The 26,241-nt window shown below is 44.9% G+C and carries 21 protein-coding genes, 2 tRNA genes and 2 pseudogenes; 17 read left to right on the plus strand and 8 right to left on the minus strand.

The window, feature by feature from the left end:
• Positions 1–14: 14 nt before the first annotated feature.
• Entirely contained in the window at positions 15–932 is a 918-nt protein-coding gene (miaA, locus tag JCM15548_RS07300) for a tRNA (adenosine(37)-N6)-dimethylallyltransferase MiaA (protein ID WP_062123913.1), read from the plus strand.
• Between the two features lie 132 nt (positions 933–1,064).
• A complete protein-coding gene (locus JCM15548_RS07305) occupies positions 1,065–1,508 on the plus strand; it encodes an NUDIX hydrolase (RefSeq protein WP_062123914.1) in 444 nt (147 codons plus the stop codon).
• 46 nt (positions 1,509–1,554) lie between these two features.
• Here JCM15548_RS07305 and JCM15548_RS07310 read toward each other — a convergent pair whose 3' ends face one another.
• Genes JCM15548_RS07310 through JCM15548_RS07320 form a run of 3 tightly spaced genes read right to left on the minus strand, consistent with a single transcriptional unit; the run spans position 1,555 to position 3,795 of the window.
• Positions 1,555–2,286, minus strand: coding sequence for a class I SAM-dependent methyltransferase (locus JCM15548_RS07310; protein ID WP_062123916.1), 732 nt, complete (start codon positions 2,284–2,286; stop codon positions 1,555–1,557).
• Positions 2,286–3,263, minus strand: coding sequence for a glycosyltransferase family 2 protein (locus JCM15548_RS07315; RefSeq protein ID WP_062123918.1), 978 nt, complete (start codon positions 3,261–3,263; stop codon positions 2,286–2,288). The genes JCM15548_RS07310 and JCM15548_RS07315 overlap by 1 nt, the downstream gene beginning before the upstream one ends.
• A complete protein-coding gene (locus JCM15548_RS07320; RefSeq protein ID WP_062123920.1) occupies positions 3,253–3,795 on the minus strand; it encodes a DUF4199 domain-containing protein in 543 nt (180 codons plus the stop codon). Before JCM15548_RS07320 ends, JCM15548_RS07315 begins: the two co-directional genes overlap by 11 nt.
• A gap of 369 nt (positions 3,796–4,164) precedes the next feature.
• On the opposite strand from JCM15548_RS07320, the gene JCM15548_RS07330 reads away from it, so the two are divergent.
• The 3 genes from JCM15548_RS07330 (at position 4,165) to JCM15548_RS07340 (ending at position 5,032) form a co-directional block, all read left to right on the plus strand.
• Positions 4,165–4,238: transfer RNA gene (locus JCM15548_RS07330), tRNA-Thr, on the plus strand.
• 16 nt (positions 4,239–4,254) lie between these two features.
• Positions 4,255–4,337 (plus strand) — tRNA-Tyr (locus tag JCM15548_RS07335).
• 80 nt (positions 4,338–4,417) lie between these two features.
• Entirely contained in the window at positions 4,418–5,032 is a 615-nt protein-coding gene (locus tag JCM15548_RS07340) for an L-threonylcarbamoyladenylate synthase (protein WP_062123925.1), read from the plus strand.
• A gap of 161 nt (positions 5,033–5,193) precedes the next feature.
• Here the strand turns inward: JCM15548_RS07340 and JCM15548_RS23295 are convergent, their stop codons facing one another.
• From JCM15548_RS23295 to JCM15548_RS07350, 3 genes are all read right to left on the minus strand, one after another.
• Positions 5,194–5,328, minus strand: a complete 135-nt coding sequence (locus JCM15548_RS23295) for a TrkA C-terminal domain-containing protein (protein ID WP_227625562.1) — start codon at positions 5,326–5,328, stop codon at positions 5,194–5,196.
• Positions 5,325–6,533, minus strand: a complete 1,209-nt coding sequence (gene trkA / locus JCM15548_RS07345) for a Trk system potassium transporter TrkA (protein ID WP_227625563.1) — start codon at positions 6,531–6,533, stop codon at positions 5,325–5,327. Before trkA ends, JCM15548_RS23295 begins: the two co-directional genes overlap by 4 nt.
• Before the next feature lie 87 nt (positions 6,534–6,620).
• Positions 6,621–8,690 (minus strand): ComEC/Rec2 family competence protein, encoded by a 2,070-nt coding sequence (locus JCM15548_RS07350; protein ID WP_062123926.1) that lies wholly within the window; start codon positions 8,688–8,690, stop codon positions 6,621–6,623.
• A gap of 166 nt (positions 8,691–8,856) precedes the next feature.
• Here JCM15548_RS07350 and JCM15548_RS07355 point away from each other — a divergent pair, with 166 nt between their 5' ends.
• The 6 genes and pseudogenes from JCM15548_RS07355 to JCM15548_RS23300 all read left to right on the plus strand — a co-directional run bounded on the left by JCM15548_RS07355 (position 8,857) and on the right by JCM15548_RS23300 (position 15,221).
• Positions 8,857–9,639, plus strand: coding sequence for a polysaccharide biosynthesis/export family protein (locus JCM15548_RS07355; RefSeq protein WP_062123928.1), 783 nt, complete (start codon positions 8,857–8,859; stop codon positions 9,637–9,639).
• A 27-nt stretch (positions 9,640–9,666) separates the two neighbouring features.
• The gene (locus JCM15548_RS07360) at positions 9,667–10,518 is read left to right on the plus strand and encodes a GumC domain-containing protein (RefSeq protein ID WP_062123930.1); all 852 of its coding nucleotides are present in this window, start codon (positions 9,667–9,669) and stop codon (positions 10,516–10,518) included.
• Between the two features lie 47 nt (positions 10,519–10,565).
• Positions 10,566–12,008, plus strand: coding sequence for a polysaccharide biosynthesis tyrosine autokinase (locus tag JCM15548_RS07365; RefSeq protein WP_062123931.1), 1,443 nt, complete (start codon positions 10,566–10,568; stop codon positions 12,006–12,008).
• Between the two features lie 177 nt (positions 12,009–12,185).
• Positions 12,186–12,974: a 4-hydroxy-tetrahydrodipicolinate synthase gene (dapA, locus tag JCM15548_RS07370; RefSeq protein ID WP_227625564.1), complete on the plus strand. Its 789-nt coding sequence runs from the start codon at positions 12,186–12,188 to the stop codon at positions 12,972–12,974.
• 228 nt (positions 12,975–13,202) lie between these two features.
• Positions 13,203–13,955, plus strand: coding sequence for a nitroreductase family protein (locus tag JCM15548_RS07375; protein ID WP_062123933.1), 753 nt, complete (start codon positions 13,203–13,205; stop codon positions 13,953–13,955).
• A 58-nt stretch (positions 13,956–14,013) separates the two neighbouring features.
• Positions 14,014–15,221, plus strand: a pseudogene (locus JCM15548_RS23300) (serpin family protein).
• Positions 15,222–15,553: 332 nt separating this feature from the next.
• Here the strand turns inward: JCM15548_RS23300 and JCM15548_RS26220 are convergent.
• A pseudogene (locus JCM15548_RS26220) lies at positions 15,554–16,311 on the minus strand (SDR family NAD(P)-dependent oxidoreductase).
• A gap of 223 nt (positions 16,312–16,534) precedes the next feature.
• Between JCM15548_RS26220 and JCM15548_RS23305 the strand changes: the two are divergent.
• From JCM15548_RS23305 to JCM15548_RS07410, 5 genes are all read left to right on the plus strand, one after another.
• Positions 16,535–17,074 carry an AIR synthase related protein gene (locus tag JCM15548_RS23305; RefSeq protein ID WP_227625565.1) on the plus strand — a complete coding sequence of 180 codons (540 nt, stop codon included), beginning with the start codon at positions 16,535–16,537 and terminating at the stop codon, positions 17,072–17,074.
• Positions 17,075–17,079: 5 nt separating this feature from the next.
• On the plus strand, positions 17,080–18,762 hold the full coding sequence (locus JCM15548_RS07395; protein ID WP_227625566.1) for an AIR synthase-related protein: 1,683 nt from the start codon (positions 17,080–17,082) through the stop codon (positions 18,760–18,762).
• A 78-nt stretch (positions 18,763–18,840) separates the two neighbouring features.
• Positions 18,841–19,578 carry a bifunctional demethylmenaquinone methyltransferase/2-methoxy-6-polyprenyl-1,4-benzoquinol methylase UbiE gene (gene ubiE, locus JCM15548_RS07400; RefSeq protein WP_062123939.1) on the plus strand — a complete coding sequence of 246 codons (738 nt, stop codon included), beginning with the start codon at positions 18,841–18,843 and terminating at the stop codon, positions 19,576–19,578.
• A 69-nt stretch (positions 19,579–19,647) separates the two neighbouring features.
• Positions 19,648–20,355: a type IX secretion/gliding motility protein PorT/SprT gene (gene porT, locus JCM15548_RS07405; RefSeq protein ID WP_062123942.1), complete on the plus strand. Its 708-nt coding sequence runs from the start codon at positions 19,648–19,650 to the stop codon at positions 20,353–20,355.
• 14 nt (positions 20,356–20,369) lie between these two features.
• Positions 20,370–21,941, plus strand: a complete 1,572-nt coding sequence (locus tag JCM15548_RS07410; RefSeq protein ID WP_062123943.1) for an NAD(P)/FAD-dependent oxidoreductase — start codon at positions 20,370–20,372, stop codon at positions 21,939–21,941.
• A gap of 51 nt (positions 21,942–21,992) precedes the next feature.
• On the opposite strand, the gene JCM15548_RS07415 is transcribed toward JCM15548_RS07410, so the two are convergent.
• On the minus strand, positions 21,993–22,850 hold the full coding sequence (locus JCM15548_RS07415) for an AraC family transcriptional regulator (protein ID WP_062123946.1): 858 nt from the start codon (positions 22,848–22,850) through the stop codon (positions 21,993–21,995).
• 268 nt (positions 22,851–23,118) lie between these two features.
• On the opposite strand from JCM15548_RS07415, the gene JCM15548_RS07420 reads away from it, so the two are divergent.
• The gene (locus tag JCM15548_RS07420; protein ID WP_083985023.1) at positions 23,119–26,208 is read left to right on the plus strand and encodes a SusC/RagA family TonB-linked outer membrane protein; all 3,090 of its coding nucleotides are present in this window, start codon (positions 23,119–23,121) and stop codon (positions 26,206–26,208) included.
• Positions 26,209–26,241 lie beyond the last annotated feature (33 nt).

Genomic DNA, 26,241 nt, shown 5'->3' on the forward strand with positions numbered 1-26,241 from the left:
TAGTTTGTGCTCGCATGACCAAAACAATGGTTGTAATTGCCGGACCAACCGGTGTAGGAAAAACCAAAACAGGCATTGAACTGGCCAGGGCTTATAACAGTGAAATAATCTCTGCTGATTCCCGCCAGATATATAAAGAAATCCCCATTGGAACTGCCGCCCCCACTCAGGAGGAGCGTGCAGGCGTTTTGCACCACCTGATGGGCACCCACTCTGTTTTTGATGACTACAATGCTTTTGAGTTTGAGCAGGACGCGCTGGCGCTGACGGAGACGTTTTTTCAGAAGCGGGATGTGCTGTTTATGGTTGGTGGCTCCATGATGTACATGGATGCGTACTGCCATGGCATTGATGAACTGCCAAGTATTGATCCCCAGTTGCGTCTCGACTTAATGGAGCAACTGGAGACCGACGGCCTTGAAGCCCTGCGGCTTCAATTGAAACAACTCGATCCGGTGTTTTACACACAGGTTGATTTGAAAAACCCCAAACGGGTTATCCATGCTCTGGAGATTTGCCTGATGACGGGCCAACCTTATTCCCTGCTTCGTACCAATCCCAGGAAGGAACGTCCGTTTAAGATCATTCGTATTGGGCTCAACCGGGATCGGGCCGAATTGTACGACCGCATCAATGACCGAGTGCTGGAAATGATGGGAAAGGGGCTGGAACAGGAAGCGCGGGCTTTGATCGATCATCAGCACCTCAACGCGCTTAACACGGTGGGCTTTAAAGAACTGTTTGCCTGCTATAACGGCGAATATGATTTGGATCGGGCCATTGAGTTGATTCAGCGGAATTCCCGGCACTATGCCAAAAAGCAATTGTCGTGGTTCAATCGCAATCCCGAAATCCACTGGTTTCACCCTTCGGCGATTCATGACATGCTTGAATTAATAGAAAGGGAAAGTGGTGCGCTGGTACACAAATAATTTGTAGCCCCAACGATAAATGAGTAGCTTTGTAACAGAAGGCCGGTTTCCTCTTACGTTTAATCTTTTTCACGGTTTACAAACTTCACCCGGAAGCCGGCCTTTCTTTAATTTTCTATCAGAAAGCTTTTTATGGCGTCAAATTTTAATATTCGGGTTTATGGAATTTGCATCCGTAAAGGTCATGTTTTGCTGTCGGATGAGCTTTTTAACGGCATCAAAATGACGAAGTTTCCAGGTGGGGGACTCGATTATGGAGAAGGCACCATTGATTGTCTCAGACGTGAATTTGAGGAGGAGAAAATTGGGGTAATTACGGCTATAGAACATTTTTACACCACCGACTTTTTTCAGCCGGCCCTTTTTTTTGAAGCGACCCAGCTGCTGAGCATTTATTATAGAGTGGAAGTACAAACCAGTAGGGAGTTTCCAATGAGCGATGAGGTATTGGCCACCAACCTACCGGAGCCTCAAAAATTGCGATGGGCCTCCATCGCTCAGCTCCAACCTGAAGTGTTGACCTTTCCTATCGACCGGGTGGTGGTCCAGCTGCTGAAAGACCAGGCATATTTATAATAGCGTATTGTGATAGCGGCCTGAAGCCGCTCGCTTAAACTATGGGCTATCGCTTTTGAGCGCTTATGACCAGGGGCATACTTCGCTCAGATAATTCAGATCCGTCAAAACCTCCGAAGAACCGGATGCTTTCGAACCCCGATTCCTGAAGCAACATCTTTAAAAAATCACGACGAATGGGGTGGAGGGGAACACTATTGCGAATGATTTGTTTGGTGGATTTTACCGTTAAATGGGTTTTGAAATTGATCATCTCATCCTGCTCACGAAATTCATAGCGACGTTCAAATCTAATGTGGTCATTCTCAATGGTCGGCAGTCCGTCCAGCCCCTCGTCCAGCACATAATCGTAGTTGATGATTTGAATGAGCAGGTGGCCGCCTTGTTTTAAGAGGGTGGCCGACTGGTTAAAAAAGGAAAGGATGTCGCCCGAACGCAATAAATGCACCAGCGTGTTACCAAAACAAACCACCGCATCCAGAGATTGTGGTTCAAACAGCTTGCTTATCTGCAGCATATCTGCTACCTGAAACCTTAATCCGGCCCGGCCTTGTGCTTTGGATTGGGCCATCTTCACCATTTCGCTGTCCAGATCAATGCCTGTAACCTGGGCACCGGCATCAGCCAACAACAGGCTTAGGTTGCCGGTGCCACAACCGATGTCTAAAAGGGTTTTCTGGGTTAAATCTGATAGTTGTTGCGCTGTAAATTTTACCTGCATGGGAGATGCCGGGAATATTTGATCATACCATGGGGCAATACTTTGGTAAAAAGCCATTATTTTCCTCCTAATTTTTCACTGATCTGATAGTGGTTTCTGTCGGGCCTTATGCGGCCCACCAGTTCGGCTATAAATCCGGTCATGAAGAGCTGGGTTCCCAGAATCATGCAGACCAGACTGATGTAGAAATAGGGACTGTTGGTTATAAGGGGGGCTTCCACGTGGTGATAGACCGACCATAATTTGCTAATGCCCAGTCCCAAAGCCGAGAAAAAACCAACGATGAAGGTGATGGTGCCCAATGAACCGAAGAGGTGCATGGGACGGTGCCCAAACTTGGAGATAAACATCACCGACAGCAAATCCAGAAAACCTTTGACGAAGCGTTCGATGCCAAATTTGGTGACACCGTATTTTCGTTCACGGTGTCGCACTGTTTTTTCACCAATATTGGTAAATCCGGCCCGCCTTACCAGAATGGGAATGTAACGGTGCATTTCACCATATACTTCTATGTTGTGGACCACTTCATTTCGGTAGGCCTTTAAACCGCAATTGAAATCATGCAGTTTGATGCCCGATACCACGCGTGCGGTGTAATTAAACAATCGGCTGGGTATGGTTTTCCCCAGCGGATCGTAGCGCTTTTTTTTCCATCCGCTGACCATGTCATAGCCTTCGTCGGTCACCATTTGCATCAAAACGGGGATTTCATCAGGGCTATCTTGCAAGTCGGCATCCATGGTAATAACCACTTCTCCTAAGGCTTCATTGAAACCGCAGTGCAAAGCTGCTGATTTGCCATAGTTTCGCCTAAATTGTATGCCGCGGATTTCCGGATATTGTTGCGACAGTTTTTGAATGACCTGCCAGGAAGTATCTTTGCTGCCGTCGTCTACCATTATTATCTCAAAGGGCTTTTCAAGTGGACGCACCACTCTGCAGATCCATTCTGCCAGCTCAGGTAGGGATTCTTCTTCGTTGAGCAAAGGAACGACAACCGATAATTGTAATTTTTGTGGGTTATTGGACATCTCGCATGACTTCTTGGAAGGGATCTCCCTTACGTTTAACAAATAGGGCGACTACCAGCGATACGATTAATCCGTTGAACAGACCGCCAATCGCATTGGATATTAACAATACCCATGGATTGGTCGACATTTCTATGGATCCCTGCATGTTTTCAACGGCCGATTCTGACATGCCTAAAGCCAGATAAGCTTCTTCAGCTTCTGCAAACATCAGATCTCTTAAACTGGGATCGACAAAGCTAAACATGATGAAATAATAGAAGCCGATGATTATACCAGCCAGTGTGGATATCCGGATTCCAAATAACAGGCCCTGCCCATAGGAGAGAAAACCTCCATGAAACTTGTCCCTGTAACCACGCATGGTTTGGTAAATGATGGCACCGTAAATGATCCAGCTGAAGGCCGCCCAGGCTGAGCCAAACATTTTGTCGACCACATAAAGGAGGAAGAGAAAAAGTGATATCCCTATTCCCAGCTTGGCCCCACTGGAAAACAGGTATTGGGTTCTTGCAGAATTATTATTGTCCATATATTTATAAAGGTGTGTTGTTGTTTTGATTCAGCTAAACTAATAAAATATGTGCTTGCATGCATTACTAAATGCGGATAAAAGCGTGCTTTGTCAGGGTTAAAAATACGAAAATATCATTTACAATCCGGGTGGCCGAAAAAAACAGCCATTTTACTTCATTTATAAATAGCTGGTTTTTTGAAACATCCATCAATAAAGGAAAAAAGAACGAAAAAAAAAGACGAAAGTGCTTGCCATAATTGGGGAATTTTCTACTTTTGTCGTCGGGTAAGTCCTGTACGACCAGCTCCTGCTGAACTCCTCCAGGGTCTGACGACAGCAAAGGTAGGCGGTCGAAGCGGTGCGATACAGATAGCTTACCCACCCGCCAATGTAGCTCAGTTGGCCAGAGCAGCTGATTTGTAATCAGCGGGTCGGGGGTTCGAATCCCTCCATTGGCTCAGATAATTATTTTGCGGGGGGATACCAAAGTGGCCAACTGGGGCAGACTGTAACTCTGTTGTCTTACGACTTCGGAGGTTCGAATCCTCCTCCCCCCACGACAAAAACAGCCAATCACGCAAGTGGTTGGCTTTTTTTGTGCGTGTTATTTCCTTATCTTTGATAGAAACTGTTTGCTATGCTTGTAAAAATCTATCCTGACAATCCCAATCCCCGGGAGATACAAAAAGTGGTGGATGTATTAAAAGCCGGTGGTTTGGTCATTTACCCAACCGATACGATTTATGGATTGGGTTGTGATATCAACAACAGTAAGGCGGTTGAAAAAATTGCCCTGATCAAGGGACTGAATTTGAAGAAGGACCACCTGTCTTTTATCTGTCACGATATGAGTCATTTGTCGGTTTACAGTAAGTCGCTGGAGAACCATGTGTTTAAGTTGCTTAAAAAGCATCTGCCCGGGCCTTTCACCTTTATTCTTCCGGCCAATACCAATGTGCCCAAACTCTTTAAAAACAATAAGAAGACGATTGGTTTCCGCATACCTGATAATCCAATCATCCTGGAGATTGTGCGCGAGTTGGGCAATCCGATCCTGAACACTTCCATTCGCGATGATGATGAAATTATTGAATACACCACCGACCCGGAATTGATTCATGAAAAGTATGAAAATCTGGTAGATTTGGTGATTGATGGCGGGTATGGCGACAATGAAGCCTCCACCATCGTGGATTGTACCCAATATCCCTTTGAAATTATCCGGCAGGGAAAAGGGGATCTGGAGCTTTGATTTGATTCAAAACTTTTTTCCGGATCGAGGTCGGAATGCTTCTACGATTGAAGCGGCCAACAGCACACAAACCTATGATCGATGCCTTTTAATTCAACCGATTAGATATGTGTCCATTGACTCCGTCGATTTTCGGTTCGCGAAATTAGTGGATTGAATATTTACAAAAACATCTTCTCAACCTTTTTAATGCCTGAAGGCAAGGCAAACACAACCACCCGGTCGTTGGGCTGAATACGTGTGTCTCCGTTGGGTATGATTACTTCCTTGCCACGGATGACACCCCCGATGTTCATGTCTCTGGGCAGGTCCAGATCCCGCAGGTGCCTTTGGTAATTTTGGCGCCTTCCTGGGTGATGAGTTCCAGCACGTCGGCATCGGTGGCTGTTAGACATTTGACATAGGATACATTGGCCTTGAAGGTGTGTCGGAAAATGTAGCTGGCAGCAATCAGTTTTTTGTTGATGATGGTGCCTATCCCGATGTTCTCAGCCAAATCGATGTAATCCATGTTTTCGACTTCTGCCACCGTTTTTTTGACACCCATCTTTTTGGCCAGTTGACAGGCCAGAATATTGACTTCCGAGTTGCCGGTTACGGCTACAAAAGCGTCTGTTTTGCCAATGCCTTCGTCCTTTAATAAATCAAGGTTGCGGCCGTCTCCATTGATAACCAGAGTGTTCTCGAGAAAGTCTGCCAGACGGGCACTCTTTTCCCGATTGATTTCAATGAGTTTTATATGATACTGATACTCCAGTTCTTTGGCCACTTTTTTCCCGATGCGGCTTCCTCCCAATATCATGACGTTCCGGACATCGTATTGTACTTTGCCTGCGTCTGACAGTAATTGTGCGGCACCGCTTTTGGTGGTGACCACGTAGGCCAAATCGTTGTGCTCAAACATATCTTTGCCACGTGGAATGATTGTTTTGCCGTCCCGGTTGATGGCTACCGTAAAGTATTCGTTGGTGGTGTGCAGTGCAGATGCCTGTGACAGGGTTAAGCCGACAATAGGGGCGTTATTTCTGATTTTAACCGCATAAAGGAGTAGTTGTCCACCACTGAATTCAAACATCTGTCGGATGCCGACCTGCTTGAGCGATGCCATGATCTCACGAGCCCCTAAATGCTCAGGGTAAATCATTTCGTCCACACCCAACTGCCTGAAATACTCTTTGTTTTCTACTTGCAGATATTCCTGGTTGTTGATGCGGGCAAAGGTCTTTTTGGCGCCCAACTTTTTGGCCAGCATGGCGGACAAAATACTGACCTCCTCGTAGGGAGGTACGGCGATGAACAGATCACAGGTTTTAACCTGTGCATCTTTTAAATCACCAATGGATGTTACCGAACCTACCACGGTCATCAAATCAAAATGCGATTCTGCTTTTCGCAGTTTACTTTCATCGTCATCCATTAATATGACGTCATGATCCTCATTACAAAAAAGCTTCGCAAGGTGATTTCCAACTTCTCCGGCTCCGGCAATCAAAATCTTCATTTGGTTCTCTTATTTTATTAAAAAACAGTAGGCAAATTAATACAATATTATTCAAATACCATAACAAAAGGCTGTTTATCGGTGTCCTTATTTATATCTGTTTGAAAAAATAAAGGCCCCCTTTTCCTTAATGGAGTAAAAGGTGAGGGATGGATGGTCTGTTTCTTTTTTCCATTTCTCAACCAGAAAATGGGGGCAATTGGAGGCCGCAACAATGGTGCGGCAATTCGTTTTTTCTATTAGTTTTCGGATATCAATATTTAAGGGGCCGCCTATTATAATGGTATGGGCCTTATACGCTGCAGATGGAACAATGGTTTCCTTGCCTTTTCCGTACAGAATCAGAACACGTTCTGCGCCGAGTCGTATTTCATGTATTTCCGGCAGTGTGTCGCCTTTGAGTGTCATGGTGTTGGATGGTTGATGGTGGTCATGGTATTGCTTTATATAGTTATTACGTGCATAATTTTTGGACGGCTGGTCCAGTCCTTCAGATTCTATGGTTAATATTTGTCCACCCAGAATGAGGTCAATCAATAGTCCTTGCCTGGTATCATAAACCACCAATTGCTCGCTATTTACTTTGTGATACCATTGAAGGTTTAAACCCCCGGCTAAAGCCAGCAGACTGACCGCAACTCCTATCCAGTATTTTCCGTTGCGCTGGAAGCAAAGCTGCCCGATCTGATGAAGGGCTATGTAACAGATGATAACCAATGGAAAGGACAGCCATAGATGTTCCAGGTAGCCATAGGGCAAGCGCTCAATGGCCAACGCCATTTCTGCCATAAAAAGTAGCAGATCGTTCAATCCACCGGCAAAAATGGTTGAAAGCAGGGGCGAGAACGAAAAGAAGAGAGTGGCTATGGCCAGGAGAAGAATGGGAGCCACCAACGGCAACAGGAGTAGATTGCTTAAAAGGAACCAGGTGGGAAAAGCGCCAAAAGTATATAAGGAAACAGGCAGGGTGGTTATTTGAGCGGCCAGCGCCACCGCTATCAGCGACCAAACATAGCGTCCAACGATAAATCGAAATTGGAGCAGTCCGTTTAGGTAGGGGTAGAAAGCGACAATCCCCATTACGGCCAGGTGGCTGAGCCAATAGCCTACGTGAAACAGAAACAGGGGATTGATCATCAGCAACAGACTGGCTGAAACGGCCAGAGAATTATATATGTTGGCATTTCGGTTGGTGGCCCGTCCAATGTGAATAATGGCAAACATCAGAGCGGCGCGTGAAACGGAGGGAGAAAAGCCCGTAAGGAAAGCAAAGGATAACAAAAAAACTAAAGATAGAAGAATGCTGATGACGTTGGATGGTTTAAAGAAGAGGGACAATACACTTCCCAATAACATGTAAAGAATACCAACATGCAGGCCGGATACCGCCAACAGGTGAATGGCCCCACTTTTAATAAAACTGTCTTGTGTTTCACGGTCCATTCCGGAACGGTCGCCTAACAGCAAGGCCTGGACGATGACCAAAGCAGGTTCTGAAATGCCACTGCTTCGAAAAATGGCGAGACATTTGTTTCGGATAAGGGCTGGAAGAAAACGGAAATTAAAATTTTTGGATGGTTCTAATAAAATCTCATTGGATTTTAGAAAGGCCTGACCGAAAAAACCATTGCGTTGAAGGAACTGCCCATAATCAAAGGCATCCGGATTGGTTGTTGTGGGCAAAGGGCGAATGACACCTTTAAAATGGAGCCGGTCTCCTTCCCTGGGATGCGCATCAAGGGGGCCCTGGATCATTAATAATAATTGGTCGTTCACCCTCAAAGGGGTGGATTGCTGAAAGGCTTCGGGTTGCAGGGTGATGCGGATGCGGTCTTCCTCTCTGAATTCTATAGATTTGATGATTCCGACCCCCTGGGTCACTATAGGGCTTGAAATTGCTTTGGGGGTTTGATGCTGTGACAGAAGGAAGCCGCTCAGCGTAAAGAGGGATCCCAAGGCTAATCCCGGTACCCATCTCAGGTGATATTTGGAACGCCAATACCGGTAGTAGATGAATAGTAAAACGGTAGCCCCGGAGAAGAGAACAATGGTTGTCTTGAGGGGGTAGGAAGTAGGGTTGGTGTATTGTTGCAACAATATACCAAGCACTAAAAACAGAAATATTCTGAAAAAGGGAATGCGATGAAATGGGATCATGGGTTAAGGTTATTTTGCGCATAAATGCAAAATAAATATAATTTATGAATAATACAAGATTTAATATTTGACCAACTTCCTAAAAGCGATGATTAAACCTAAGCAAAAACCCATCATATATCACAAGGTAATTATTAAATTGCAGTCTATTTAAAAGCGTTCTAAAATGAAGTCAACTATCAAGATTTATTTGCTATCCATTGTTGGGGTTTTTTCAGTCATGTCCTGTGTTCCGCTAAAGGAATCTATCTATTTACAAGGGGATATGGCCATTAATTTGGAAGATCTGGAAGGTCAGTATAAAATCGATAAAGCGGATTATCTGGTCAAGCCCAATGATCTTCTTTATATTCGTGTGACCAGTCTGGACGATCGTTCATCGGCCTTTTTAAATAATGAATCCGGTTATAATGCCATGGCGGGTAATGCAATGTCAGCCAGTTTGTTGGGTTATCGTGTGGGTTTGGATGGTGCCATCGATTATCCTTTTTTGGGAAAAATTTACGTGGCGGGTCTTTCTTTGCAGGAGGTGGCAGAAAAAGTGGAATTGGCCGCCAGTAAATTCATTGATCAGAGTGGGGCCATTGTAAAGCTTTTGAACGACCATGTGACGGTTATGGGTGAAGTTAAAAGTCCCGGGCGATTCCTGATGAACAGTGAAGAGATATCCATTCTTGAAGCCGTTGCTCTTTCAGGGGATATGACGGATTTTGCCAACCGGAAAAGGATTCGGCTCATTCGCAAGGATGGTGAAACGCCGCAGATGATCGTCATTGATACAACAGATGAAAAGATTATGTTTTCGCCCTATTTTTATTTGAAACCCGGCGATATTGTTTATGTGGAACCACGTCGATTAAAGCAATGGAACCTCACAGCGATTCCCCTTGGTCTAGCTATGAGCGTGGTGAGTGCCTCCATTCTGGTTTATTCATTGATGCTGAGGTAAGAATTAATTATGTAATTTTTTTTCGATATGAAGAATTTTGAAGAAGTTGAACAGGAAAAAACTTTGGATGTCAAGAAGTTGCTCTACAGGTCCTTACGGTATTGGTACTATTTTCCCATATTTCTCTTTATAGCATCGTTTGTTGCGATTGCTTTGTATCAAACAACCACTCCCATGCACCAAATCAGCATCCAGTTGCTGATTTCTGATGGACAAGAAACAGCGGGTGCCATGAATGTCGGAGATCGGGCGCTTCCTGGTATTTCGTTGGGAGGGACGGGCTTTCTTGAGAATCAAACCATTATTTTAACCTCACGAAAGCAAGTCGAAAAGACGCTGAGGCAACTTGATTTTGAAATTTCCTATTTTGAAAAGGAGATGTTTAAAACGCAGGAGATATATAAGAAGTCTCCCTTCAGGGTTTTAATTGATTCATCTGAGGTAAATCCTACAGGCTTGCATTTTGAAGTTGAGTTTCTGTCTAAAGAGCGGTATCGTCTTTCACTTAAAGACGGGGATTTTTCAAAGGAGTATAAGTTATTTGAAAAAGTGACACACCCTCAGTTTGCTTTCTCCATTGTGCCGGTTGAAGAAAATATCCCCGGCTCTGATTATCATGAAAAGATTTATGAATTTAGTGTCAACAGCCTGAACCAGTTGGTGGGACAATACCAATCCAAACTGGTGTTGGACCAGGTGGTGAATGGATCTTCTATTGTAGAGATATCCATTATGGAAAACAATGTTCAAAAGGGGATTGATTTCCTGAATAAGCTGGCACAAAATTCGGTGGATTATACGCTCGACAAAAAGAACAGAATTGCCCTTAATACCATTGATTTTATTGAAAAGCAGTTGGTGGGCGTAGCGACTCCTTAGGAGCAGCGGAGAACGTACTGGAAAATTTCAGGTCGGCCAACCAGGTCATGGATGTTTCGTACCAGGGACAAATGATTCTGACGCAATCTCAGGAGCTGGAAGAACAAAAATCGGCCCTATTGGCGAAATTGGACTATTACTCTTATCTGAACGATTACATTGAAAGTAACCGCGATATGCAAGAGGTAATAGTGCCGACGTCCATGGGGATTGAGGATCCGGTTCTGGGGCAGTTAATCAGTCAGCTGTCAACCCTTAACGCTGAGCGTTCTGCGTTACGATTCAATGCCACCACTGAAAACCCGAACATTACACGTATCAATGCCAGTATTGACAATCTGAAAAGCAGTATTCAGGAGTCGCTGAGCAGCGTTATTTCGGCCACCAACCTCTCCCTGAACGATATCAACAACAGATTATATAACTTAAGTGGACAGATTCGAAAGCTGCCTGGGACCGAGCAGCGACTGCTTAACATCGAAAGAAGCCGTCAAATGAACAATGAAACCTACACTTTCTTGCTGACCAAGTTGACGGAGGCTCAATTGGCCAAGGCTGCGAATCGCCCGGATAATGAGATCGTTGAAGAGGCTATTTCCAAGGGAATGGTCGTGCCCGATCAAAAGCGGTCTGTTATGTTGGTTTTATTGCTGGGCTTGTTTTTGCCTGCTGTGGTTATATTTATTAAGATATTCTCCAATGATAAGGTGTTGGAGACCGATGATGTAAAGGAATTTTCGGTCCTTCCCATTATTGGAGAAGTTCCCCATGAGCGGAAGAATGGAAAAGTTAGTCTGGCCAAGGCGGCCAATTCTTACAATGGTAACACCATTTTGGCGGAATCTTTTAGAAGTATTCGTACTTCACTGGGGTATTATTCCAACCAAAAGGCCTCTAAAACCGTCTTATTTACCAGTACACTTCCGGGGGAAGGTAAGTCCTTCTGTGCCATAAACCTGGCCAAGTCCTTTGCTCAATTGAATAAAAGAACCTTGCTTATTGAGTTTGATATGCGACGTCCCTCGCTTAGCAAGCAGTCTGGGATTACCAGTAATGGTAATGGCCTGAGTGCTTTCTATACAGGTGATGCCAAGGTAGAAGACATTATCAATAAGGATTCAGAATTAGAAAATTTGCACATCATTTTTGCCGGACACATTCCGCCTAACCCTTCTGAGCTTATTGCCGGAGAGGCTACCAAAAGGCTGATGGAACAGTTGCAGGAAAAGTATGACATGATTATTATTGATACCCCACCGGTGGGGATTGTGGCGGACGCTCACTTACTCACCGAGTATGCAGATGTGAATGTGATGGTGGTGCGTCACAATGTCACTCCTAAGCCTGTTTTGAAAATGAACTTAAGGGATGAAAAAGTTAAGAACATTCCTCATTTGAGTGTCCTGGTGAACGGCATCCCCTTCCAGCGTAAGGAGTACAGCTACAAGTACGGATATGATGCGAATAGTAAATATTTTGCGAAGAACTAATTGGGAATTCCAGAACTGATTTTTGTAAAAGGCGTCGACGTATTCGACGCCTTTTTTATGGTTTGCTCAATGCATTTCTTTTCGATATCTTTACACTTCCGAATGTGGAATACCACGATTTCTTTTGCATAGTCGTGTTCACATTTTGTTTATACATTAAAGAAAATTCATAACACTATGGGTATTGAGAACTTACGCGGCTCAATCGTCGCAATAGCCACACCGTTCAAAGAGAATGGCGATCTTGATTTGGAAACATTTGATTCACTGGTAGAATGGCATGTGGAGCAGGGGACGGATGCTATTGTCGTCTGTGGAACAACGGGTGAAACTCCGGCGCTTTCTGAGGATGAGGATGCCATTATGATTGAGAGGGCGGTTAAAAAAGTCAATGGTCGAATCCCTGTTATTGCCGGTACCGGCAGCAATTCTACTCAGGATAGTATTAAGTACTCGAAAAGAGCCATTGGATTAGGGGTGGATGCACTTTTAGTGGTTGCTCCCTATTATAACAAGCCCTCCGATAAAGGTATTTATCTGCACTTTGCCACCATTGCCAAAGCGGTGGATGCCTCCATCATTTTGTACAATGTGCCTGGTCGCACGGGAAGTAATATTTCTCCGGAGATAGCTGTTCGATTGGCCAATGATTTTAAGAATATTGTCGCCATTAAAGAAGCAGGGGGAAGTATGCCCGTCTTTGCTGAATTGCTGGCCAGGCGTCCGAAATCCTTGAAGGTTTATAGCGGGGATGATTTTCTGGCGACATCCGCCAATTTGTTGGGTGCTGATGGGTGTATTTCTGTGGTGGCCAATTTGATACCCGGAGATTTTCACCAGCTGATGATGGCTTCTTTAAATGGAGATGCTGAACAGTCCCGGGCGCTTTTTTATAAGTATAAATCGTTGATGGAGTTGATGTTTGTTGAGTCCAATCCCATCCCTGTTAAATCGGCGTTGGCATGATGGGGAAACTGGGCGGGACTTTCCGCTTGCCTCTGTGTGAGCTGGAAGAAAACAACCAGGCTGCTTTACGTGCTGAATTGAAAAATCTGGACTTGATTTAAACCCTTTTTTTAACAGGATTTCGCGTTGTTGCCAATTCTGTTCATCGCAACATTATAGAAGGCAGAGTGGCGGAGATCAGCTCCCCCACCCTGCCTCTTTCTTTCCATATCATCTAAAATTTCTACTATGACCGCCTTTGAAACACTTAATCGTCACCGTTCCATTCGGAAATACACCAACCAACCTGTCGGTGAGGACTTACTTAATCGAATACTGACCGCAGGCACCAGGGCATCGACCACAGGTAATATGCAGGTTTATAGTATTGTCGTGAGCAAGGATTCGGTACGGAAAGCGGCTTTGGCGCCTGCTCACTTTAATCAGCCTTCTATAACAAACGCACCCGTGGTGCTCACTTTCTGTGCCGATTTTAACCGGTTTAATAAATGGTGCCGGCAGCGAAATGCCGAACCCGGGTATGATAATTTCTTATCGTTTGTAACGGGGGCCATTGATGCCTTGCTGGTGGCGCAGAATGTCTGCATAGCCGCAGAGGATGAGGGTTTGGGTATTTGTTATTTTGGAACAACGACCTATAATGCCGATAAAATTATTGAGACTTTAAATTTACCCAAGGGGGTTGTTCCCGTTACCACGGTTACTTTAGGGTTTTCGGATGAAAAGCCTGAGTTGACCGACCGCCTGCCTTTGCAGGCCGTTGTGCATGAGGAGACATACCAGGATTATTCACCGGAAGTCATTGATGCTTTATACCGGGAAAAGGAAGGGATGCCTCTTTACCAGGGCTTTGTGAAGGAGCATAATAAGGAGACCCTGGCCCAGGTGTTTACCGATGTTCGCTACAAAAAGGCGGACAATGAACATTTTTCTAAGGTTTTGCTACAGGTGCTTAAAAATCAGGGTTTTTTCCAAGACTGATGACGCAACCCTGAGCCGGTTTTGACATCAAACAGAAGAAACTAAAAATGTTGTGATGATGAAAAAGATATTGGCTCTCATAGGTTTTGCCTTACTCACTGCCTCTTCCTGCAGCGAAAGCGAGGTGACGGAAGTCAAGCCGGAACCGTTCACCCTTAAATCGGCTGATGTTATAGAACAAACCGATGCCTTTAACTGGAAAATATTCAAGGCCGTGAATGATCTGGCGGAGTCGGGCGATAATGTGGTGGTCTCGCCCATCAGTATAACACAGGCCTTTGGTATGGCCATCAATGGTGCAACGGGTGACAACCTGGATGAAATGTTGTCGGTGATTGGATTTACCGACTCTGAAGGGCTCAATGAGGCTTATAAAAACATCCGTGGGGCTTTGTCCACAGCAGATCCCAAGGTGGTTATGGAAATCGCTAACTCGGCCTGGTACCGGATGATTTTTCAATAAATGAAGCGTTCTTTGATGCCTTGCGGATTTATTACGATGCGCGGGTGAGTGGTCTGGATTTTGACAATACGGCTCAAGCTAAGCAGGCCATGAACGATTGGGTGAAGGAGGCCACCAGAGGTAAGATCCCTTCCATCATTGATCAAATTGAACCATCGCATATTTTGTTTCTGATCAATACGGTTTATTTTAATGGAGAGTGGAGTTCCCGCTTTGATAAGAGCCAAACCACCGATGCACCATTTTATTTGGCCAATGGCACTTCTGTCCAGGTCAAAATGATGCAGCAGAAGGAGGAATTTCAGTATTATCAGGGTGAGGATTATTCGGCGCTTCGACTGCCCTACGGTGATCAGTCTTTTGCCATGACCCTCATTTTACCTGAGGGTTCTGGGGATGCCAATGGTCTGGTGAATGATTTGGGCAATGGTTTGTGGGAGCAGTTAGTGGAGCCTGTCACCGTGTCGGAGGTCAATGTGTATTTGCCCCGTTTTAAGGTGGAGTCTACTTATAATCTGATACCGGCTTTGCGCTCTGTTGGAATGGAACGTGCTTTTTATGATGTCAAGGGTTTTCGAAACATGGCTGATGATGACATCATCATCAGTGACGTGCGTCATAAAACTTTTATAGAGGTAGATGAAAGGGGTACAGAAGCGGCAGCGGCCACCAGTATCGGATTTGAGGTGACCAGCATGCCCATGGTTCATGAATTTCGTGTCGACCGTCCCTTTGTTTTTGTCATTTCAGAGAAGGAGACCGGCGCCATTTTGTTTACGGGAAAAATTGAAAATCCTGTATAGGGTCAATAGGTTGATAGGTCGTTAGGTTGATAGGTTGAGAGGTGAGGCGAAGCGGGATGAGAGGGTGAGAAGGGTTGAGTGGGGTAGATGGGGTCAATAGGTCATTGGGTTATTAGGTCGTTAGGTTGGTAGATGGTTAGGTGGAGTGGGGGGGTAATTTATTGGTATTTATTAGGTTGTGTTTATGTGGTTAATGGATGCAAGTGGCTTCAAATCAGCGATTTTTAAGACAGTAACGAGTTGTTAAGCATAAAATAGAGGCCTTCTTCTTGACGGGATGAAGGCCTTGTTTATTATAGACCCGGTCGGTTTTTAGCAAATGGTCTGCTGGCTCAGGATTCTCTGTGATTATACACCGCACTGGCCTGTGCCGTTGGCATCAGCAGCAGGTCGTTGACATTGACGTGGGGTGGGCGGGTCACCATAAATTCGATGGCTTCGGCCACATCTTCGGCGTAAAGAGGGGTGAGGCCCTTATAAACGGCATCTGCCTGCTTTTGGTCCCCATGGTAACGTACCAGAGAGAATTCCGTGTCCACCATTCCCGGCGATATGGACGATACTTTTATATGGTGTTGGAGTAAATCAATGCGCATCCCTTTGGTGAGGGCTTCCACAGCGTGCTTGGAAGCGCAATAAACATTGCCATTGGCATAGGCCTCCTTGCCGGCTATGGAGCTGACATTGATGATGTGACCCGATTGTCGCTCAATCATTCCGGGAATGATGAGCTGACTCATGGCCAAAAGTCCTTTAATATTGGTGTCAATCATGCTTCCCAATCGTTCCAGTCGCCACTTTGTATGGGTTCAGCCGTCGATGCCAGTCCGGCATTATTAACCAGTACATCTATTTTTTGAAAGTCTTCAGGAAGTCTTTCAATGGCATCCGTTGTGGCCTGCCTGTTTCTTATATCAAAACAAAGCAAATAATTTGGCGCCCCTAACTTGTCCAGTTCTTTGCTAAGTACTTCCAAACGATCCGCTCTTCTTCCGGTGATGACCAAACGGTAATTCAAGCGCGCCAGTTTAATGGCCGTGGCTTTTCCAATTCCTGATGTAGCTCCGGTAACCAATGCTGTTTTTTTCATTCTAAGATGATTTATTTGTTTTTCAATTCTGTCGTTTGTTATGTACTGGTTTTTTAGTAATTTTCACATGTCTTAAACCGCTTGATTAAAGTTACAAAACAGTTCCGAAAAATCAGGGACGTTTTTTCGATCTGAGCAGTAAGCCTAACAAGGAATAATTAACTCCTTTATGCAACAGTAAAATTACATATTTTTGTGATTGTTGTTTAATAAACCATCAGTTATGTCTATATCAGAAACCACCTTTCACGATGCCGAAACCTTTAATCTAAGCTCTGAAGAGTTTGAGCGCATCCAGGATATTATAGGGCGTAAGCCCAATCAACTGGAATTGGAAATTTTTTCCATACTTTGGTCGGAACACGCCAGCTACAAGCATTCCCTGAAGTGGGTAAAGCTATTGCCGCATAAAGGGGCGCACGTGGTGGTGGAAGCCGGTCGGGAGAGTGCCGGTGCTATAGATATTGGGGATGGAGACGTTTGCGTTTTTAAAGTGGAGTCGCACAACCATCCCTGTGCCGTTCAGCCCCGCCTGGGGGCCTCTACCGGCCTGCGTGTGGTGACACGGGATGTCTTTGCCATGGGAGCAAAACCTGTCGCTTTTCTGGATTCATTGCGCTTTGGCAATGGAAAGCGGGATACGGCCCGTTGGTTGTTTGAAGAGGTGGTGAATGGCCTGGCTGATTTTGAAAAAGGATTTTCTGTCCCCATCGTGGGGGAGAGACCTTCTTTTGTGATGCCTTTAATACCAGTCCCCTGGTAAACAATATGGTCATTGGTATTGGCAAGAAGGATCATTTGATATCAGCGGTGGCCCAAGGAGTGGGGAATATAGTGGCAGTGGTAGGAGTTCCCACCGGTAAAGAGGGTATTGATGGCGATGCTTTTGCTGCTGACGCCATCACGGATAATGGGACCAAAGGTTTGTCTGTTGACTACCTGAAAAATGTGGAGATTGAGAAGGATCTATTCAAGGTGATCCAGAAGTTCATTGATAAAAAATTGGTACTGGGAATTCAGCCTGTTGGTGCACAGGGGATTGTGGGTGCGGTGACCGAGATGGCGGCACGTGGTGGTGCCGGCGTTGAAATTTCCACTCAGGAAGTGCCCCTGCGTATGGAGGGTTTGAGTCCCAGAGATATCCTGGTGTCTGAAAGTTGGGGTCGCATGTTGATCTGTTTTAATCCTGAGCAACTCGATAAAATCAAAGCGATTGTGAAAAAGCAGGGGATTGAGATGGGCGTTCTGGGTAAAGTTACCAATGATGGACAGCTCACTTTGAATGAAAAGGGAGAGCTGTTGGCCAAATTGCCTGTGAATTATCTTGGTTTAGGTGGTAAAGCACCTGTTTATGAGCCTGTTTATGTGCTGGACGATGCCGAGTTTGTTCATTGTAACGTTGATGAACTGCCTGAGCCTGATCATTATCCGGCGGTGGTTAAAATGATGATGACTTCGCTCAACCTGGTGTCCAAAAAATGGCTGAGCAAGAAATTTTCCAAATCGCTCAGAGCGGATGATATGAGTACCAAATATCCCTCTGATGCATCCATTATTCCGCTCAATGATAAGGGCAAGGCTTTGGTGGCTACCATGGATTGTAATCCGGGTTACATGACGGCGGATCCGTTTAAAGGCGCTCAGATTGCTGTAGCTGAAGCCGCCCGGAATATTGTGTGTGCAGGAGGAAAGCCCATGGCTGTTTCTGATTGTCTTAATTTTGGCAATCCCGGTGACCCAAAAGCCTATGGGGCTTTTGTAGCGTCTGTTAAGGGGCTGGCCCACGCCTGTGAGCTGTTTAAAGTTCCGGTGATTAGTGGAAATGTCAGTTTTTACAATCAGCGCTCTGTTGAGGGCCACATTGTTCCGGTAACGCCTTCACCCATCATCGGCATGGTGGGGCTCCTTAAGGATGCCGAGAAGCACACCACACTGGCCTTCAAGCATAAGGGGGATATGATATTCCTGATCGGACGCTCGCGCGATGATGTAAATGGTTCAGAATACATACGTAAGATACATGGTATCAACACCTCTTTACCGCCTTTTTATGATGAAGCAGAAGAGCAGGAGCTGCATCAGGTTGTTGCCGGTGTAATTGATAAAAAGTTGGTGCGTTCGGTGCATGATGTTTCTAACGGGGGACTGTTTTTTACGCTTTTGGAAAGTGCCGTTCCTGTTGAGTTTGGATTTGATATTACCACGGATGCGGAAGTGCGTAAGGATGCCTTTTTGTTTGGTGAGTCGCAAAGTCGCGTGATTGTCTCGGTGTCGCCCGAAATGCAGGACGCTTTTGTTGATTATATGGTGGAGCAGGAATTTCCTTTCTCAATATTGGGCCATGTTACCAAAGGAGAGGTGCGCATCGATGATGAATCCTATGGTTTTATTAAGGAAATGAAGAAACTGTTTGAAGGGGTTTTAGAGAGCTGGGTGGAAGGCAAAGTGTAGTAGTCGGTTCTCACTTGAATCACCTATTTTTTGGTATCTTTGTAGCGGCGTTTGCCGACTAATATTCTTTAATCAACTATGAGCGTAAAACCTTATGCACAGCAGGAGGGCACTAAAAAAGAGCAGGTTACTGCTATGTTTAACCGCATTGCCCCCAAATACGATTTACTGAACCGTCTCCTGTCTTTTGGGATTGATAAGATCTGGCGCAGAAGGGTTGTTAAATTAATCAGCCAAAAGCGATCTCCCATTGTATTGGATGTTGCTACGGGCACCGGTGATTTGGCCATTGCATTGGCTGAAATCAAGCCAAAGCCTACCGCCGTTTATGCTGTGGATATATCTTCGGGGATGCTTGATCTGGCTGGCAAAAAAGTGCTTAAAAAAGGTTTGCAGCATGCGATTGTGTTAAAGGAGGCCGATTCTGAGTCCCTTCCTTTCAGTAATAACTATTTTGACGCCATCACCGTAGCCTTTGGCGTCAGAAACTTTGGGGACTTGAACCAGGGCCTTTCTGAAATGTATCGGGTGCTTAAGCCGGGGGGAACGCTCATTGTGCTGGAGTTTTCTAAGCCATCTGCCTTTCCCATGAAGCAGCTTTACAGTTTTTATTTTTCTCAGATTCTGCCCCGTTGGGGAGGTTGGATTTCTAAGGACAAAGAAGCTTATTCCTATTTGCCGGCTTCTGTTTTCCAATTTCCTGAAGGTCAGAAATTCGACGATGAGATCCAGCGGGTAGGCCTGGTTCCTGTGCGACGCTGGCGGCAAAGTGGTGGCATTGCCACCATTTATGTATCCGAAAAGCCTTTGCAATAATATCTATATTTGTGCGTTTTAAAGGCATGTGTAAATGATTGTCAGACCATATTTTGAAGGGCACCATCCATGAAGCATTTTTTTCTTTCGTTTTTTTTGTTGTTGACAGTTGGATTGGCTTTTGGTCAACCCACCCAGACGCGTGCACCCAATCTTCCCAACTTTGATGATAAGGCACTCAATTTCGGGTTTTTGATTGGTTTTAATGCGATGGATTACCGGGTGGTGTCTAAGGCGCCAGGACTACAAGGGCCTGGCGGTCCGCGCTATGCGGATGTGGTCAGTCTTAGTCCCGGAATCAATATTGGTATGGTGACCAGTTTTCGCCTGAACAAGTATTTTAATTTCCGGGTGTTGCCGGGCATTAGCTTTGGTCAACGCGATCTGCTTTTTGTTTCAGAGAACGGGGAAGAGGATGAATTCCCTTTAGAGATTAAATCCACCTATATTGAATGCCCGCTGGTCATCAAATTCAATGGTGGCCGAATGACCAATGCCAAGCCTTTCTTAACTGCGGGTATTAATCCCCGTTTTGATTTGGCAAAGAGTAAAAAGGACGGTTTAATGGTACGGCCTTTTGATGTCTTTTGGGAAATTGGGGCAGGCATGGATTCTTATATGAGCTACTTTCGCTTTTCTACAGAACTGAAGCTTTCCGTGGGGCTGATGAATGTGTTAAATCCTCAGGGCACTGGTGAACCGGAAGATGTTTTGTATTCGGATGTGCTGGATAGATTAACTTCTCGTATCTTTGTACTCACATTTTATTTTGAGTAACCAGCTTTTTTTGAATGAAGAATGAAATTGTTCTGCGGCTGCTTCCGTCAGACGCAGCCAACGACGCTACATTGAAGGGTTTTCTTGCTAAAGAACTCAAGGTTTCAGAAGCAAAAATTACCGGTTTTTATGTTCGTCGCCGGTCCATTGACGCGCGCAAGCATCCGGTGATGGTTCAGCTGCACGTGATTACGTGGATAGACGAGCCCGCCTCTCCTGAAATCGTGGTCGACTTTGAATATCCCCAAGTCAGTGCAGCCCGTGAGGTGATCGTGGTGGGGGCCGGACCAGGCGGTCTGTTTGCGGCGCTTCGCTTAATCGAACTCGGTATAAAGCCCATTGTAATAGAACGTGGAAAGCCGGTCGGTGAACGCAAAAAGGATGTGGCCTTGCTCAATCGCAACCATCCTGTTAACCCTGAATCGAATTATGCCTTTGGAGAAGGTGGTGCCGGCACTTTCTCGGATGGTAAGCTTTATACCAGAAGTACCAAGCGAGGGGACTTTCGACGGTTTTTGGAAGTGCTTTATTTTCATGGCGCTTCTGAGGAGATACTGGTAGATGCGCACCCGCATGTGGGAACCGATCGTCTGCCGGCCATCATGAAAAACATTCGGGAGACGATTATTCAAGCCGGCGGAGAGGTACACTTCAATACCCGTGTAGATGATTTTATCATTGAAGGAGATGCCGTAAAAGGCATCGACATAGCAGGTGGTGAACGCATAAACGGGGAAGCGGTCATTTTGGCCACCGGTCACTCAGCCCGGGATATGTACGAATTATTGCATAGAAAAGACATTCAGCTGGAAGCAAAAACCTGGGCCATGGGGGTTCGGGTGGAGCATCCCCAGGACCTGATCGATCAGATTCAGTACCACAACCCGGAAGGTCGCGGCGACTACTTACCGGCTGCTTCCTATAATTTTTCCTGTCAGGTACAGGGCCGTGGGGTCTATTCTTTTTGCATGTGCCCCGGTGGCATCATTGTGCCTGCCATGACCGGGCCCGGTGAGATGGTGGTAAACGGCATGTCGGCTTCAGGCCGCAATTCACCCTTTGCCAACAGCGGTATGGTGGTGGAAATTCATCCGGAGGATTTGCCCGGTCATCAGCAATATGGGGCACTGGCCGGACTGGTTTTTCAAAAGGAAGTCGAGCAACTCTGTTACATCAATGGGGGTAAAAATGTGATTGCCCCTGGTCAGGTACTGACCGATTTCGTTAACGGCCGCTTGTCGGGCGACCTGCCACCCACCTCCTATATTCCCGGTGCGCTTGCTTCTCCCTTACATTTTATTTTGCCCGAATTAATCTCCAATCGCTTACGTGAAGGTTTTAAAATGTTTGGCAAGTGGGCCAAAGGATTTTTGACCGACGAGGCCGTGGTACTGGGTACCGAATCGCGCACATCCTCTCCTGTCAGAATTCCCCGTGACCCAGAAACGCTTCAGCATGTCCAGCTCAAAGGGCTCTACCCTTGCGGAGAGGGCGCCGGTTATGCCGGTGGCATCGCCTCTTCTGCCCTGGATGGTGAAAGGTGTGCGGTAATGGTGGCGCAGGCTTTGGGTGTTTACCGTGAATAGGCGGCTGAAGGTTGGGCTAAAAGGATAAGACGTTGCCAGATTGTCCGGTCATTAATGCTTGATGATTAACTTTTGCTGTGATCTAAACTCTCTGGGTGTACACCCCTTTTGGTTTTTAAAAGTCCGGTTGAAGTTCGACAGGTTGTTGAAGCCACAGTCGAAGCATATTTCTGATATGTTGTTATCCGTTTCGATCAGCATTTTGGCTGCATGGCCAATGCGTAGGTCCGACAAATAATCAGAAAAAGATCTTTGGGTTCTTTTTTTGAAGAAATGACTGAAGGCCGAGGGTGACATATTAACAATATTTGCCACTTCTGATAGTTTTATTGATCGAGAGATGTTATCATATAAATAGGCATTGATGGCATCTATTCGTTTGCTTTTAAAGGGCGCTATGGAGCCTATATAAGAGGCCGATGATAAGGTGGTTTGATTTCTGGATATGGAAAGGTCGTATAGAATGGAAAGAAACTCGAGCAGGGAGTCAAACCCTCTGGAGGTGGTTAAGCGCTCAATTCTTTCTATCATGGAAGCAGTCACTTCGGGAGAGAAGGTAATCCCCAGCTTAGAGCGATCAAGCATCTCTTTAATGGGCGTCATGATGTTTCGCGTTAAAGATTTGTCGCTCAAAAAATTTGTGTGGAATTGGATGGTTATTACATGCGCTTTGCCATCTTCGCCTGTCCAGGCATGTGGCGTATTTGATCCAATTAACACTAGATCCTGAGCCTTATATTCTTTTATGGAATCTCCTATGATTCGTTTTCCCTCAGTATCTAATACCAAATTGAGTTCATACTCTGGGTGATAATGAATGGGGAAATCGAATTTGGCATTAAAATGATTGAGTACTATAAAAAAGTCTTCATCTGTGAGAGATGTTACTTCTCTAACAATTCTTTTCATATTTTTTATTTTAAAAAACGAGGTTTAGTAAATGGTTTTATTTTTAGCGCTTATTTGTTTAGTAACCTGTTCATAATTGGTCAGGTTTCATTTTTAGGTCAAAGTATTGATTTAATGAGTGTTATTATGTTTTTGTATATTATTTCTATCTCTATTTGTAATAATTATTCACGAAAGTACAGTTATTTAGTCTTTAGTGCAAAGGTTTGTGGTTTTTTATATATTACTTTTGAAATGTAAAAAATGCTTAATTTTAACAATTCGATCTATGAAAAAAAGAAGAGAAAAACTGCGGATGGCTTTTCTTGTGATATTCACAGTGTTCATGGGAAGCCTATTCGCTCAGATGAATGGGCTAACTGTAAGGGGTGTAATCACGGATACCTATGGTGAAGCCTTACCAGGGGTTAATATTATGGAAAAAGGCACGACTTCTGGTACTATCACCGATGGTGAGGGCGCGTTTTCCTTAGAAGTAACAAATTCTGATGCCATTTTAGTGGTGTCATTCATTGGGTTTGATACACAAGAAGTAGCCGTTGCGGGGCGCTCGAATATTGCTGTTATAATGCAGGAGTCTCAACTTGGCTTGGAGGAGGTATTGGTAATTGGTTACGGTACTGTAAGAAAGAGTGATTTGACGGGGTCCGTGGCGACCGTAAAAGTTGATGAACTGCAGGATACTCCAGCTAACTCTATAGAGAGGCTATTACAAGGTCGTTCAGCCGGTTTGCAAGTGGTGAACGATTCTCAGGATCCTGGAGCAGGATCAACTATTAGAATTAGAGGAGGTAGTTCTTTAGAGGGCTCCAACGCTCCTCTTGTTGTTGTAGATGGTTTCCCATTGGGTGATGCAGGAGATTTGAAGCAAATAAATCCCGCTGATATAGCTTCAATTGAAGTTTTGAAAGATGCATCAGCAGCTGCCATTTACGGATCTCGTGGTGCCAACGGTGTCATAATGGTTTCTACTATAAGGGCGGCAGAAGGAACAACCCGGGTCAATATTTCTCAACAAACCACTTTGTCGAGATTTGATTCCAAACTGAAAAGATGGGATGATCCTTTGTTGATGGCCATGTTAAGCAATGAAGAACAGCGCAACGCAGGTTTACAGATGCCCTACAGAGGGGTTACAGATACCCAGGGGACTTACTACCCTTCTTTGTATGAGATTCAGTCTGGTGCCTGGCCTTATAACACCCGCTGGGATAAGGAGGTTTTCAGGGATACACCTGTTTCAAGCAATACCAGTGTTTCCATAGGCAGTGCCAATGAAACAACCTCATTTAATTTAAGCCTTAATTACTTGAATGAACAGGGCGTTTACATTGAGGATGATTATCAAAAGGGAACGGTAAATCTGGCAGTGGATCACAAATTATCCGATTTCTTTTCCGTGTCTACATCCAATATCTTTTCCAGAAACGAACGGGATCGCAATGGAGGATTGGCGTATTGGAGAAATCCATTGTGGCCGGTTTATGACGAAACCGGGAATTATTTTACTGCAAATGAGCGTGATTTTGGGCATCCCATTGCCAGAACCAATCATGTTTTGGATAAGACCAATGGCTTAGATTATATCGGTTCTTATGGTTTTACCTTCAACCTGAATGAAACATTGACGCTGAAGTCACAAATGAATTATAAGCATGGCTCTACAGTCACAGATCGGTTTAATCCTAGAGATTACACGGAAGAGGGTTTCTTCCGTAATGGAGCTGCGCACATTGAAAACTGGCAGGATGAAAAGTTATCATCAGAGACTTTTGCCACTTGGGAAAATCAGTTTGCCGGAATTCATGACATCTCTGTTATGGGTGGTTTTTCTTATGAAAATCATACCATAAAGCAGTCGCAATTGCGCGCTTATGACTTTGTCAATGAGGCTTTAGGTAATGAGAACATGAGCGCAGGTAATCCTGAGAGCAATGTCGTTGGTAACAATCTTACAAAAAGAAAGATGTTGTCATACTACGGTCGGGCCAACTATAAACTCCTGGATCGTTATTTATTTACCGGAACAGTTCGTGCCGATGGGTCGTCTGTGTTTGGAGAAAACAACAAATGGGCCTATTTCCCCTCTTTTGCGGTTAGCTGGAATGCACACCACGAAGAATTTATCAAAAACCTGATGGTTTTTGACGAGTTGAAATTCAGAGCCAGTTTTGGAACTTCTGGAAATCAGGCTATTTCTCCTTATCAAACGCTGGCGCGTTATGGCGTAGAGAACTATTTCAATGACGGCGCGTGGAGAACGGCCATCGGACCCGGTTATGTTGGGGGTTACTATGGTGCTGACAGCAGGTATCGTGAGTGGAGAGGTATCCCCAACCGAGGTCTGAAATGGGAAACCACGACTCAATTTAACTATGGTATAGATATGGCTTTTTTAAATCGTAGATTAAGAATTACGGCCGATTATTATGATAAGGAGACCAATGATTTGCTTTACTTGCGTTACCTTGCTCCATCTTCAAGTTATGACCGTATGTGGGTAAATGGTGGTGAAATTAGCAATAAGGGGGTGGAGATAACCATCGAAGGAGACATTATCCGACGTGGTAACTGGAGATTTGGTTCCACTTTAATTTATGCTCAAAACAGAAACGAGGTGATTAGTTTGGGAGATGTAGAAACTACCGGTATTCAAGTCGACAATAATACAGGTATGATGTACCGTCCATCAGGCTATGAGTTTACTCAATTCAGACAAACGGCTAACATTCTGGCAGTCGGTCAACCTTTTAATGTTTTCTACGGCTATAGAACTGATGGTATTGTTCAAAGTCTGGAGGAAGGTCTCGCAGCTGGTATGCAAGGGTATTTGGCAGAACCTGGTGAGTTCAAATATGTGGACATCAATAATGATGGAGAGATTACAACTGACGACCGAACCATTATTGGTGATCCAAACCCTGATTTTACAGCCAGTATGGCCCTCAACTTAAGCTATAAAAGGATTGATTTTTCCATGTTCTTGAATGGTGTTTTTGGTAACGATGTCGTGTATCAGAATAGGTTGGATCAGGCTGATGTTCGACCACTGCGTTGGACACAGGACAATCCTACCAATGATTATCCCCGCTTATACAGTGGGCGTCAACTGAGGTTCTCAGACTGGTTTGTTGAAGACGGATCATTCGTCAGAATTCAAAATGTATCTTTAGGGTATAATGTAAATGTGGATAATCTTGAGTTTATATCTAATCTGAGAGTTTATTTAAATGCGACCAATTTATACACCTTTACCAAGTTCTCCGGATATGATCCGGAAGTAGGTTTGGATGGCATATATTGGGGTGGATACCCGCGTTTTACGCAATACACTTTTGGATTGAACATGACATTTTAGATAATTAGGATAATAAATGCCAGAATTATTTAC

The organism is Geofilum rubicundum JCM 15548 (genome assembly GCF_000974365.1).
Taxonomy (GTDB): Bacteria; Bacteroidota; Bacteroidia; order Bacteroidales; family Marinilabiliaceae; genus Geofilum; species Geofilum rubicundum.